Source organism: Catenulispora sp. MAP12-49, from assembly GCF_041262705.1.
Taxonomy (GTDB): domain Bacteria; phylum Actinomycetota; class Actinomycetes; order Streptomycetales; family Catenulisporaceae; genus Catenulispora.
In genome coordinates this window covers 36,567-50,930 of record NZ_JBGCCP010000036.1, presented here as the reverse complement: position 1 = coordinate 50,930, position 14,364 = coordinate 36,567, and the positions used below count along the sequence as shown (strand labels likewise).

Sequence of the window (14,364 nt, the reverse complement as noted above, 5' to 3'; positions counted from 1 at the left end):
CCGACTTTGACGCGTGTGGGTAGCCATCCGTTATCAGTGGGGTGGCAACCCACACGCGTCTCTCTCTGAAAACGATCTGCTCAGCGCATGTCGTATCGAATCGTGAACTCGCCGAAAGCCTGTGCCGCCTATCCGTTTATCCGGCTGTAGGCATCAAGCTTAAGGTGTCGACGCCCGCGTTATAGCGGTTCCCAGTCGTTGCGCTGTTAGTGCCTGTGACGGTGAAGACGAATGAGTGCATTCCGACCGTGAGATTTGCTTTGCCGAAGGTGAAAGGCTGAGTCGTTACGCCGTTGTTGTAGCCGTCGAACGTGTTCGGCTGTGCGATGCCGTCGACGCTGACGGTTACCGTGCCGTAGTCGGCGGCTTTGGTCATTATTGGTGCGATGGCGTAAAGGCCCGGGTTGGCTACATAGTAGTTCAGGGTCATTGTGGAACCGGCTGCGGTATTGGAGAGCATCAGCTGGGCGCCGTTGGACCAGGAGCCGCCGCAGCAGTTGGTCTGTACCGCCATGGAGCCGCCGTTGTTGCTGCCCCACGGGCTGGCGAGGTCTTCTGCCTCCATCGACTGTACCTGACCGATTCCAGTCGGTGGTGTGAAGTGCTGGTTGGTGTTATCAAGACATGCGTACAGCTGGAACGGATTGGAGTTGCTGGTGCTGCCGCCACTGTTATCCAGACACAAGCCGGACACCGGATTCTCCAGCGAGATTTGGCCGGGGGTCGTGCTGGAGGCGTTGATCTGCCAAACTTGGTTGCTATTACCGGCTTGGCAGTCGTACAGGGTGACTTTCGAGCCTTGAGTGTTGACGCCGCCTGTGTCTAGGCACTTGTTGGGCGGTGAGGACGGGTTGGAACCCAGCAGGCGAATAGTGCCGTCGGTGCCGAACTGCCACTGTTGAGGCCAGGTGCCGTTGCAGTCGTAGACGTCGATTATTGTGGTGGAGTTGGCCAGACTGCCGTTCAGGTCGTCAACACAGACCTGCCGACTGGGGTTTCCGGATGTGGTGTTGGCGGAGATCAGTCTTCCGGCTATCCCTGGGGTCGTCGGCTGGGTGAAGCCGCTGTTCTTGTAGAGCCACTGTGCCAGGTTGGCCGAGAACGGCTGCTGATAGATGCCTACGTCCGCGAGGCTGCCGCTGAAGAAATTGTTAGCGGCTCCGTTGTAGAAGCCTTGTCCCATTACTACTGGCCCGGTCGAGGCGAACGGGGTGTGGTCGATCGTGGTCCCGACGAGTTGGCCGTTGACGTAGAACGCCATCGTGTTCGTGGTCGAGTCGTATGTGCCTATCAAGTGAGTCCATGTACCCACAGCCGCGGGGCTACTGGAGGTGACATGGGCGGTGGAGGCGTTGGTGGAGTCGGACAGAGCGCGGGCGAACTGCCAGCTGGAGCCGTTGTATTCCATGTAGAAGCCTGAGGCGGTACCTGCCTTCTGAGCGAGTAGCGTCTGGATTCCCCCCGATCCGGCCGAGGCCAGGTTGGCCCACGCCGAGACCGTAAAGCTCTTTGTCGTGTCGATGGCGGGTGCGCTGGTGGTGATGGCGCCGCCAGCACCGGCGAAGGTTGCGTATCCGGATTGGTTCAAGGTGACGCCTGGGGTGCTCAATGCGCCAGGCAAGGCGCTGAGCGTGCCGCTGTCGGCGGCAGTGACCCCACTCGCATCGGCGAGCTTCCACCAATGGTCGGGTGTGCCGCTGCCGACAGTCATGATTGCGGTGGTGGTGGCACTCGCGCTGCTGTCATCCGTCACGGTTGCCTTCACCACGTAGGTACCAGCCGTTGTGTACGTGTGTTGGGCTGTTGGCCCCGGCTGAGGACCGGTGGCTGTGCCGTCACCGAAGTCGAAGGTGTAGGACGCGATCGCCGCGGTGCCGGGGAACGATCCGGAGGCGTCTGCAGTGACTGGGATATTGACCATGGCGGAGTCGTCCATAGCCAGTCCTGGCGTGGGGCCGGTGGTGTTGGTGGGGGTTAGTGCCAGGTAGTCGACGCCGATGTTGTAGCGGTTGCCGGTGCTGGCAGCGTTGGTGCCGTCGGTTGTGAATGTGAATGTGTGCATGCCGGCGTTGAGGGCGGCAGCGCCGAAGTGGAACGAGGCGACTGACACTCCTGCTGATTGGTAGGCGTCCAGCGTGTTTGGCAGGATTTTGCTGTCGACAGACAAGGACACCTTGCCATAGTCGGTGGCATGAGTCATGCCTGGGCTGATGGTGTAGGTGCCGGACCGCGGCAAGAAGTAGTTGAAAGTCATGGTGCCGCCGGACGCGGTGCTGGTGAGCATTTGCTGGGCGCCGTTGGACCAGATGACGCCGCAGCAGTTGGTTTGGCTGGCGACCGTGCCGCCGCTAGAACTGCCCCACAGTGATTCGGCTTCGGCGTACTGGATTTGGCCCGGGCCGGGCGGCAGGGTGAAGCGCTGGTTGGCGTTGTCGAGGCATTGGTAGATCTGGAAGCGGTTCGTGTTGTTGGTGCTTCCGTTGGTGTCGTCCAAGCACATTCCGGAGGCGGGGTTGTAGATCCAGTCGGTGCCAGGTGTCGAGGGCGAGGGGATGATGTGCCAGGTCTGTGAGCCAGGCAGTTGCGGGGTACCGCAGGGTTGCAATGTGGCCAGGGTGCCGGTGACTTGGCCTGATGTGTCCAGGCACGCGCCCGGTGGCGTGGTTGGGTCGGTGCCGGTGATGCTGATGGTCCCGTCGGGGTTGAAAGACCAACCTTGAGGGACAGTGCCGTTGCAGGCGTAGATGTCGACGGCGGTGCCGGCAGTGGAGGCGCCGTTGAGGTCATCCAAGCAGAGTTGTCCCGACGGCCCGCCGACTACGGCGCTGACCACCTGGCCGACCAGACTGGTAGCGATGGGCTGGCTCTGAAGGTTGTTGATGGACGCGGTATTGGCCCAACCGATGCCGGTTGCGGCGTTCTGGCTTAGGTTGGCGACGTTGACCGTATCGCTGGAGCTGCTGCCGCCGGCGGGGTTGAACAAGACAGTTATTTGGTTGTCCGGGCCCATCACCCACAGGTCTGGTTTCCCGTCGCCCTGCAAGTCCCCGATCGTGCTGATCCAGGGGTCCTGGGCGAACTCGCCTGCGGTGCCGATTCGGGTTCTGGCAGTGATGTTGCCGATTCCCGCACCGGGGATACCGGTAACTGCGGACTGGTTGGTGAACTGCCACAACGTCTTGGACGAGTCTTCTGCCCACAAGTCGGGCATGCCACCTGCGCCGCCGGGGTGGCTGGAGGCGTTGCCGGGGGCCATGATTTTGACAGTCGACCAGTCCCAAACGCCGGGCTGGGAGACCGACAGCAGGACTGGGTTCTTCAGCTGTCCAATGCCTGCGGGGCTGAACATCCACAGTTCGGCTGGGCCGCCGTTATAGGACTCGACGGTCAGCAGGTTTGTCTTGCAGGCTACGGTCGGGGCGGTGATGGTGCAGCCGCCGTTGACTGGTCCGATGGCGAGGATCTGCTGGACGCTGTTCCAGGTTGTGTCGTATCCGGCGCATTCGCCGTTGAATACCGAGGGCGTACAGGTTGGCCGGATGACCGTGGCTTGTTGAGTCTGGGTGAAGGCGTTCAGTGGGGCTGGGGTGGGCGGGGTGTAGCCGAGCTGGTTGGAGGCCGAGGCTTGTTGGGAGTTGTAGTAGTAGAAGAGATGGTTGTTGCCATCGACTTCCTTGCCCAAGGCGAACAGGTCGTCGGTGGGTTGTACTCGTTCCGCGCCTCGGTGGGTGTAGATAGCGTGCGCCCAGGAGATGCCATCAGGTGCGGCGGAGGCTGCTGCAACCTGCACGGCATTGACCGAACCAGTCGGGTCCAAGTTGTCTGGGTAAACGATCAGGTTGCCGTTGTTGTCGACGCCCAGAAGGTTCGGCGTGCCATCGCCAGTGATGTTCCCAAAGGAGACTGGGAGGAAAGACTGTGACAGAAAGTAGTCGTAGCGGGCGAACTGGGAGATGTTCCCGGCGGCGTCGACAGCCGAGACGAAGATGTAGTTGTCGCCCCAGTGCTCACCGTTGCCAACTCCTGGGGTAATGACGAGTGGACCGCTGGCTGAAGTGGTCGCGAAACCTGTGGACCCTGGGGTAGAACCGTTGATTGAGCCACACACTGCGCCAGCTATAGCAGTGCACTTGCCAACACCTTCGCTGGTGGAAGGGCCGTTAAGGATCCAGTCGAATCGGACTATCGGGGTGGTTGGTGCGGTGTCACGTACCGTGATTTTGCCACCCGTCCCGGCCGGATTGTAGGAGGGCAGGTGTTGGTTGATGGCCTGGAAAGTTGGGGAACTGAACTGCGGCTGGCCAGGGGGCGTGGATGCGACGGTGATCCAGCAGGGTGGAGGAGTAGTGGCTAGCGTCGCAAATGGCCCGTCCACGGTCTCGTCCCATACGTCAGGGGCGAAGCTGTACGTGTGCCCGTCGGTCACTCCGGGAGGAAGCGGAACTTGTACCGTCGCGTTTCCGCTGCTGTTGACGGTGAAGGGTTGTGGTGAGCCGTACCAGGCATAGGGGTTTGTGTCGCCAGCAGCAGCATATTCCCCCTGAACTCCTAGCGTGTGGTTGGTGACGCCAGCGAAATTGTCGTTAACGTTGACAGTGATCTGTGGCGGGGTGCTGGTCATCGGAAGGTAAGCGGGAGACGACTCTGTTCCGCACACACCTTCCTGCGCACCTTGGTTGCCGATCGGCGCCTGTCCGACGGTTGAGCTAGTGACCGTCGGGTTAACGTAAAACTTGACATTCAGCTGCGCATTCTGGCTGCCGGAGTTGATGGCATAGAAGGCCATGTAGTTCGTAGTCGAGGACTGAGTGGCCTCGTTGTGTGCCTTCAGTGCGACAGTGATGTTTGTCCATCCGTTTGTCATGGCGTTGGTCAGTTGTGCGAGGTTGTTGATGGACCACGACTGGCCGGCGCTATTGCTGTTGCAGGAGGTTGTTGAAAGCAGTGATGATCCTGACCAGATGGCTTGTCCGGAGTCGTTCTGGTCTGCCCATGTGGTGTACGCGTTGAACGGTCCGACGCGCCATACTTCTACCGGCGTGCACTGATACTGGCTGGTGAGGTTGATGTTTGACGAGCTGATTTGAATGGCGCCGTTGCCGTCGGGGCTGTTACCGCTGGTGTCGAGCCCGCTGGTGTCGAACTGGAACAGGGTTCGGATGACACCGCCGCAGGTGTGCCAGCCGACACGGTTGACGTTGAGGTTGCTGGCGCCTTCATTCTGGCCGTTGAAGAAGGAGGTATTGGCCTCGGCGGAGCACTGCCACAGCTCGGTGCGGTTCAGCGGTTGAGCGTCGGCGATCGCCGGGTCTAGATAGACCGGCCACACCGTCGAGGGTGCAGTTAGGAGTGCTTGTGAGGGTGTCATGGTGGCGATATCGGAGCTGACTGTGGCCGGCATCGGTGCAGTATGCGCGGAATCTGATGGGCCGGAGTCGGCTGGACCGAGAGTGTCCTCGGTTTTCGGCGCGGAGCCGGTCACGCCTTTCTCAATTGAAGGCGTCGTGGTTGCGCCAGCCGAGTCCCACATCATCGGGGTGGGTCCGGTGAAGTCGACGTTTCCAGCGGCGTCGGTGGCCTGGATGCCGCCGGCATCGGTCGCTGACACGGTCAGGCCGGTGCCCGCCACGCCGAGCTTCAACGTGGCCAGAGCTGGGTTGGCCGCAGCTGTGGCGTCATGCACGACCAGCACATCGTCCACACCTGTGGCGGAGGCGGTGAGTTGGAGGTCTACGCCGGGCAGGACTCCAGGGTAGGTAGCGGTCGATCCGGATATGGTCGGTGTGGGTAGGGCGCCCAATGGCCAGGTCGTTGTGATGACGTGTCCGGCACCGTCGTCCTCGGTGGTCAGAGGTACGGTGCCCCCGCCGGAGATCGTGATGGCGGCCACCGTTGCGTTGGTGTGCCAGGTGCCAGCGGTGTCTCCAGTGCCGGCGATCAGCGTGGGATCTATCGGCACCCATGCGTTGTTTTGCTGTACCCGTTGCGGCTCGAGGCTTTCATTCCACGTGAAGGAGCCGTCTGGGTTGGCCACAGTGGTGGTGTAGATGGTGGTCGCGGCGTCGACAATGACAGCTGTGCCGGTTGTCTTCGCCTTGGCCGATGCTGTGGTCATCGCTGAGCGCGCTTGCGCGGGAGTGTATGGGCTTTTCGGCGCCGGAGTTGGCGACGGAGCGTTGGGTGGTTTGGGGGTTGCGGCCGTGGCAGGTGTCGGCGTCGTGGCCGGGCTGGCAATCGGTGCGGTCGTAGAGGCCGCATGCTTAGAGCCTGAATTGGCTGTGGGCGTCGCGGTGGAAATCTTGGGAGCTGCGGTGGCAACGGAAATGGGCGCGCCAATGGGGTTGTCGGCAGACGCGCTGGTGTCCGCGGTGGCGCACATCAACGCCGTGCAAGCCGTTGTCGCTAGGAGGGGGATCGCCAGGCGAGGTATCCGCCTGCGCCCCCATGCAGTGAGGTTCACCTGGACTCGCTTCCCTGATGAGGTGTGAGGATCGCGCCCCGACGGCCGCGGCCGCACGATACGCGAAGATCGTCACTGCCGACAATATAAGGGCTTTGATAACTTACACTGAAGCTCGTTGCGCGCCGAGCGGTTCGTATTCCTGCTGCTCAGGGCTGTGTCGAGTCATCCTGATGGCGGCTGATTGAGCGTCCACTGCGATGCCACCGGGCCTGTCCAGGTCCTTTTAGATCATGGTCGGTGTATCAAGGTCCAAGCATAGACAGGCATTCAAAACCTGGATATGTTCCCGGCGATCATCGAGTACTGATCCATGTCGGTCTTGGCCTGATTTGATGCCTTGGGGGTTTCCGTGAGGGCTTGGCGGTCGTCTGCCACACAGGACAAGGTCCGTCGTGCGCACCGTGCGTGGGCTGCCGTCGCTTGGGTGGCCGTGGGCGCGATGACCCTCGGAGCTCTAACTGGTCCCGCCGAGCAGAACGCCGACGCTGCACCTCGGGCGCACAAAGGAAAGACTTGGCAGCCACGACCGGTGGTGACGCAACCAGCGGTCACTCCGCAGCCTGGCAAGGTCCGGAAGCTGGCCGTTCCCCAGAAGATGCCGGGCTTCGTTCCGGGAGCTACGACCTGGCCGTCGGCTACCACCGTGGATACGGTGTTAGGGACCTCGAATAGCGCCGGAAATCTGGTCGAGACTGATCGTGCGGCAACTGATGGCTTGACCGCCCTCGCCGGTACGCCGGTCAGTATCGGTCCCGCGACCGCTGGCATGGCAAGAGCCGGCTCTACCTCGAGTACTGCAACCACTCCGACTGCGCCTGCAAAGGTGGCGGTGACGGTTGCTTCTCACGCCGCGTCCCAGGCGGCCGGAGCCTCAGCGATGGTGTTGTCGGTAGCTCGGGCCGACGGTGGCGCCGCCTCCACCAAGGCCACGGTCGCGGTGGACTACTCAAGCTTCATGGATGCGTTTGGCGGGAACTTCGCCGACCGAATGACCTTGATAGCGCTGCCACCGTGTTCGCTGACGACCCCGACGGTGCCCTCTTGCCGCAAGCAGAGCCCGGTGGCATTCACCAACGACCGCGTTGGCCACAAACTTACTGCGACGATCACGGTCCCAGGCGTCCCAGCCGCACCGGCCGGCAATACCGCATTGAATGCGGCGCCGACGATGGTTCTGGCGGCTACCTCCAGCACCACCGGGATGAACGGCAGCTACTCGGCGACGCCGCTAAAGCCCTCAGACACGTGGACTGAGGGCGGAAACTCCGGGTCGTTCACCTACACCTATCCGATCACGGTGCCGCCGGCCCTGGGAGGTTCGGCTCCCAGCGTGGGTCTGTCCTACGACTCCGGAGACGTCGACGGGCGCACGTCGGTGTCCAACGCCCAAGGTTCATGGGTGGGGGACGGCTGGGACTACAACCCGGGCTCGATCACCCGCACGTTCCAGCCTTGCACCCAAACCGGGTACACCGGCGACGAGTGCTGGGGAACCCCCGGAATCACTTTGCAGATGCCTGGCCTGTCCGGGGCGCTGGTGAAGGACGACGCCTCGGGCACATGGCGAGTGCAGGGCGACTCCGGGGCGCGTGTGCAGTTGCTGACCGGAGCAGCGAATGGCGACTCTGGTGATCAGGACCAATATTGGCTGATTACCACCACGGACGGGACACAGTACTACTTCGGGGCGGTGCAGCTGCCCGGTGGTACGGGCAAAGACACGCCAACGTATTCGGCATGGGGAGTTCCGGTCTTCGGTACCGGCAGCCCGAACAGTGCCTGCACGGACCCGTCTACTGCGATGGCCTCCAACTGCCGAGCCGCGTGGCAGTGGAATCTGGACTTCGTCGTCGACCCAAACCAAAACCTGACCCGCTATACATACGCGCGGGAGGAGAACTACTACCTGCGCGGACCGAATAGCGCTCCAACGGAGTACCAGCGCGGCGGATTCTTGTCGGAAATCGACTACGGCTGGCAAGTTTCTGACGCTGCTGGAGGCGCAGTCCACCCTGCGACGACGGTGGTGTTCACCCCCGCTGACCGATGCATTTCTGACCGTGGACAGGCCGGTTACGCGTCGACCTGCCCGACGGGCCCAGTGACCATATCCAGTGGCAGAGCCTCGACCGGTCTGAACGCGGCCGACCACTCAGCATACGTGGACACCCCGTTCGATCAGGCATGTACCTCAGCGGGCACCACTACCGGAAACGTTGGCGACGCGGCGTGCACGGACTATACGCCGTCGTTCTTCATTTCCGAACGGCTGTCGCAGATCACCACCAACGTGTGGACCGGCACTGCTTACCGGACAGTGGACCAGTACTCGTTGCCGCAGCAGTTCAACACTGTCCCGGATCCTTCCACCGCAGGTAACGCTCCGACGCTTTGGCTGGCCGGCATCCAACACACCGGCTACTTGGTGAACGCTGACGGCTCTACCACCGCTACTCCTGAACCTGAGGTCTATACGCATGGCGGCTACCTGCCAAACCGCGCCAACACGGTAACCGCGGCGGGCACGTACGCGGTGTCGGCGTACAACCGGCTGCGCCTGGACGCAATCACCACCATTACAGGCGCGGAGATCGATGTCTCCTATGCCCTAGGCAACGGCAACAGTCTTGCGTGCTCTACGACCGCAGCGCCAACGATCACGGCAAACGACACGCTGTGCTATCCGGAATACTGGACGGTTCCTGGTTCGGGAAACACGCCGACGCTGGATTGGTTCAACAAGTACGTCGTCACCACGGTTTCGGTGAACGACGACACGCAACTGGCCCCTGGGCGTAGCACCAACTACACCTACGTCGGCACCCCGGCCTGGCACACCAACGACTCTGAACAGGCTCCTGCGGCCTACCGTACTTTTGACCAATACCGCGGCTTTAAACAGATCCAGACGATCGTCGGGGGTGCACCGGGTACCGACGGGAAGACCCTCACCACCTACTTCCAGGGTATGGACCAGGACGGGGCCGCGACCTATCCGGACCAGGACTCCCACAAAGACGTATGGGTCAACGACAACCACGGTGACGTATTCAATGCAGGCGATCCCGGCTTGCGTGACGACAACGCCCTGGCCGGCCAAGCCGTGGACGTTCAGACCTTCGCCTCGGACTCCTCCAATACCGTCGTAGCCGATGTGGTGTCTGTGCCCGTGGACCCGAACTCAATCGTCACCGCTGCCCATGCGCGTGCTCCTGGGTTGCCAGTGCAGCGTGCCCACCTTTCTGAGATCGCCAGAAAGGTTACCTACCAGCAGGTAAGCACGGGTTCGACGCCGCGGCGCTCGGAGATCGACTACACCTATGACAGCACTCTGCCTACCTTTTCCGGCGACGGCGGTATCGGCGGAAACGGACGTCTGATCCTCACCGACGATAAGGGCGACGGTACGGTCCAGGAACTGTGCACATCCACCAGCTACGCGGGCAATACCGCCGCTGGCGTGGCCGGGCTGGAGTGGACGGCTTATCCCGACCAGGTGATTACCTCATCTGTGCCATCTGGTTCGACGTGTACCCCTACGACCCCGACGCTATCGACCCCCACCCTGGTGTCAGCCAGCACCACCCTGTACGACAATCTGCCGTATCCCAGTGTCAGTGCAGGCAATCCAACTACGGTGCAAAAGACACCTACGTTCGGCGCCGCTCCAATCACCGCGGCCTCGACCGGCTACGACCAGTATGGCCGCATCCGTTCGGCGACAGACGCCAACGGCAACACCACCAACACGACCTACAACCCGCCGAACGGGTACCTGCCGACTTCGATCGTCACAAAGAACCCGAAACTCTGGACCAGTACCGCCACGGTGGACCAGGCCCGCGGCGTGCCGGAAACCTCCACTGATGTCAACGGTCGCGTCACCACGCAATGGTACGACGGGCTCGGGCGGCTGACGCAGGTTTGGGAGCCAACGCGCCCCCGAGCGTCGAACCTGTCCTCCCCGAACATCACTTACGCCTACACAGTTCCGGGACCCGGCCCTCACCCGGGCGCTACCGGTACGCCTCCGGTGACCGGCGGCACCGGCACTCCAGCACCCAACGCCTTCGTGCAGACCTCCACTCTGCGTGAGACCGGCTCATACGGCGTGTCCTTCGCCGTGCTGGACGGGTTCGGCGAGACTGTTCAGACCCAGTCCACTCCACCGAACGATGCGACAGGCGCCGAGGTCTCCGGCAGCGTGTATGACAGCCTCGGCCGGGCCATCCAGACCTACACCTCCGTACACGTGACCACTGCTCCCGGCGGCGCCCCACAATCTTTGCTGGACTCGCAACTGGCCTCGAGCACCGTCACCAGCTACGACGGCATGTCCAGACCCCTAACAGCAACCGTCTACAACGGTGCCACCGCGGTAGCCGGAGACGTCACCACTACCGCCTACCCAGGGTTGGACCGCACCGATGTCACGGCCCCGGCCGGAAACGGTGTCGCATCCGCCGGTGCCACCTCAACGTTCACTGATGTGCGAGGGCGCACGACGGCACTGTGGACTTACCACAACAACCCGCCGTCCCCTGACGGAAACGCGCGTGACGCGGATGTGACGAGCTACGGCTTCTCCTACGTAACAAACGGTACGCAGTCCACTGTCACCGACGCCACCGGAAGAAACACCTGGACCACCACCACGAATGACCTACTGGGCCATTCGACTACTGCCGTCGATCCGAATGCCGGCACGAGCAGCACACAAGACGACAACAACGGAAACCTGATCCAAAGCACCAACGCTGACGGTCAGACCCTGTCCTTCTACTACGACACGCTGAACCGCAAGTACGCCGAGTACAACGCGGCTTATGTTGCGGGTGGTACGCCAGCTAGCGCTGCCCTGATGGCCCAGTGGACATTCGACAGCGCCAGCAGCTCGGATGGCCACACGAACCTGGGCATGCCAGTGGACTCCACCCGCTACACCGACAGCGGCACCACCCCCTACAAGCAAGCCGTTACTGGCTATAACACGGCCGGGGAACCTCTCGGCGCGATCATGACCATCCCAAACGCCGATAACAACGGGGCTCTAGCCGGGACCTACCAAACCAACGACTACTACACCCCGATCACCGGACAGCTCTACCACACTGAACTGCCCGCCGTGGGTGGCTTGCCATCAGACGACGTCTACAACTCTTACAACGCCAACGGCCTGCTGCTGTCCACCGCTGGCAACTATGACTACATCTGGAACACCGTCTATGACACCAACGGCAACCTGCTAACACGCACCCTGGGCGACTACCCCTACCAGATCGTCCAGCAAAACCTGTACGACCCAGCCACCAACCGCATCACAAACAGCTTTACTGACGCCAGCGCTGGCCAGAACGCTGCCAACCCGACGACAGTGAACGCCTACAGCGTCGATGACGTCTCCTACACCTACGACGCCGCGGGCCAGATCACCTCGGTGGCCGATCTGCAGAACCAGTCATCCTCTGGTTACGACCCAGGCCCTGCAGCCCGGGACATTCAGTGCTACACCTACGACTACGCCGGACGCCTCACCAACGCATGGGCCGACTCCGGCGACCAGACTCCTGCGGCCACCACCAACCTGAACAGCCCAAGCGCTGTCAATGGAGGCCTCGGATCCTGCGCAGACTCCACCAGCAACAACCCGCCAGCCACCGGCACCACCAGCGCACTCGGTGGCCCGGCCCCGTACTGGCAAACCTATGGATTCGACAACACCGGCGCCGCGGGTCTGGGCAACGGATCCCAAACCGGCAACCGCTCCACCCTGATAGACCACGCCACCACTGCCGGCGGCACAGACACCACCAGCACTAGCAGCTACCCGACCGCCGGGACCAGTAACACCACCTCGACCCCAGGCACCGGGCCTCACCTGCTGTCCCAGGTCACCCAGTCCGGCGGTGCCACCGGCACCAGCCAGTACAAGTACGACAACGCCGGCAACACGATCAGCCGCAACCCTGTCAACGCGGGCGCCGAGACCCTGCAATGGGACGCCGAAGGCCGCCTGCAAACAGACGCTGCCGCGGCCAACCCGGCGACGAACACCCCACAGACGACTACGAACTATCTCTACGACGCCTCAGGCGACGAACTCATCCGCCGCGACTCGGGCGGAGCCAACGCCGGCACCACCCTCTATCTCGGGGCCACCGAACTACACCTCAACGCCGCCGGCAACACCGTCACCGCGAACCGCTACTACAGCTACCCCGGCGCGCCGGAAATCATCGCCAGCTCCAGCGGTGCACTTACCTACGAGATAGGCAACAGCCAGGGTACCGGCGGCACCACGCTTGATGCCACCACCAACCACATCACCGCCCGCCGCTACACAACCCCCTACGGCACACCACGCGGTCAAGCTGCTGCCACAACCTTCGGCATCTTCCCCGACGACCACACCTTCCTCGGAAAAACGAGCGATACGTCTACCGGCCTTGTGGATGTCGGGGCGCGGAAATACGACCCAACTAGCGGGAGGTTCATCTCCGCAGATCCGGTCTTTCAGCCAGCTAACCCGCAGGCAATAGGCGGATACGCATACTCTTCCGACGATCCAGTCAACGGCAGCGACCCCAGCGGCCTTAAAGCGCTCGACGATGATGGCAACGCAGCCCCTCCGCCACCGAGAAGCACCCCTTGGCCGTCGTCGACCCCTCCTCCGCCTGCGGCCGTTTCTACTTGCGATCAGAAATGTCTAGCTGGCATCGCCGCGCGAGCACAGTACACCGGTCAAGCTGGTAATTACTGGAATCAAGTTTGGAATAGTTCCGATCCGACGAGCATTCCACCGCCTCCCGGTGTCGTCATGCCCAAGCTTGACAAGGGCACGGACTGGTCCATTGTCGCGGCAACGGCAATCGTGGGGGTGATCGTTGCCGCAAGCATTGCGGCAATGGTAAGCGAATGCGAAGGTTTCTCACTTGGTGCCGCCACAACGGCATGTACCGGGGCGGCAATAGGCGCAGCGGATGCGGTGGGGTGCGCGTTCTCTATATGCCCACGGCCAGGTAATGAAGGGCAGGGAACTGACCCTTCCGGCGGCTTCGACAGTGCACCCTCACGACTTGGTACTCTCTGTGGCCACAGCCACTCGTTCGCCGGCGATACCCGTGTCAAGATGGCCGACGGCACCACCGAGCTGATCAGCGAGGTGAAGGTCGGCGATGAGATAGAGAATGCACAGCCGGGCGGCGGAACCGAAGACCACCGGGTGAGTGAGATCCATAAAACGCTCACTGACAGGAACTTCACGGATCTAACGGTCAGCACGCCCACCGGTCTGAAGGTGATCACGGGAACTCAGAACCACCCGTACTACGACCTCACCACCGGCAGGTTCACCGATGCGTCCCAGCTGAAGCCGGGTGACCGCCTCCAGTCCGACGGCTCGGCGGTGGTGATCGTTTCGTCCGTACGCAACTACACGTCATCGATGGTTACGTACGACCTGACGATCAAGGACCTCCACACGTATTATGTGGTCGCGGGTGACGCTGCAATACTCGTACATAACGACGCATGCGAGATCTTGCCATCGAAGGTCGTCGCGAAGTATGCAGTGCTTGGTGCGCAAGATGACACGGAGATAGCAAAGGATTGGGCTGATCATGAAGTCTTGGCGCTCCCAGCTGGGTGGGACATCGAGGCAAATAAAGAATGGATTGCAGGTGTAATTACAAAGAAACAGATTGTGTTTTATGCGTCAAACCTGACAAATGAGAACCTCTGGAACGCGCAAGATTTAAGGGTTACCGTCACGGCCCTGGAAGTCGGCCAGCTAATGGATGCGGGGTATACGTTCGTCGGGACGAGCGTTAATCCATATCAGTATATGGTGCCACCGGGATGGTCTGCTTCTGGAGCGCCGTAGATCAATCAAGTAAGGATGA

2 protein-coding genes are annotated in these 14,364 nt (G+C 61.9%); one reads left to right on the top strand and one right to left on the bottom strand.

Annotated features, from left to right (window positions below; all coding sequences use genetic code 11):
- Positions 1-136 precede the first annotated feature (136 nt).
- Entirely contained in the window at positions 137-6,115 is a 5,979-nt protein-coding gene (locus ABIA35_RS40205) for a ricin-type beta-trefoil lectin domain protein (RefSeq protein ID WP_370361421.1), read from the bottom strand.
- Positions 6,116-7,286: 1,171 nt separating this feature from the next.
- On the opposite strand from ABIA35_RS40205, the gene ABIA35_RS40200 reads away from it, so the two are divergent.
- Entirely contained in the window at positions 7,287-14,345 is a 7,059-nt protein-coding gene (locus ABIA35_RS40200) for an RHS repeat-associated core domain-containing protein (protein ID WP_370361420.1), read from the top strand.
- The last annotated feature ends 19 nt before the right edge of the window (positions 14,346-14,364 follow it).

Coding starts and splice junctions, on each gene's coding strand:
- ABIA35_RS40205 (WP_370361421.1), bottom strand. CDS start 6,115: ATGACCACAGCATCGGCCAAGGCGAAGACAACCGGCACAGCTGTCATT.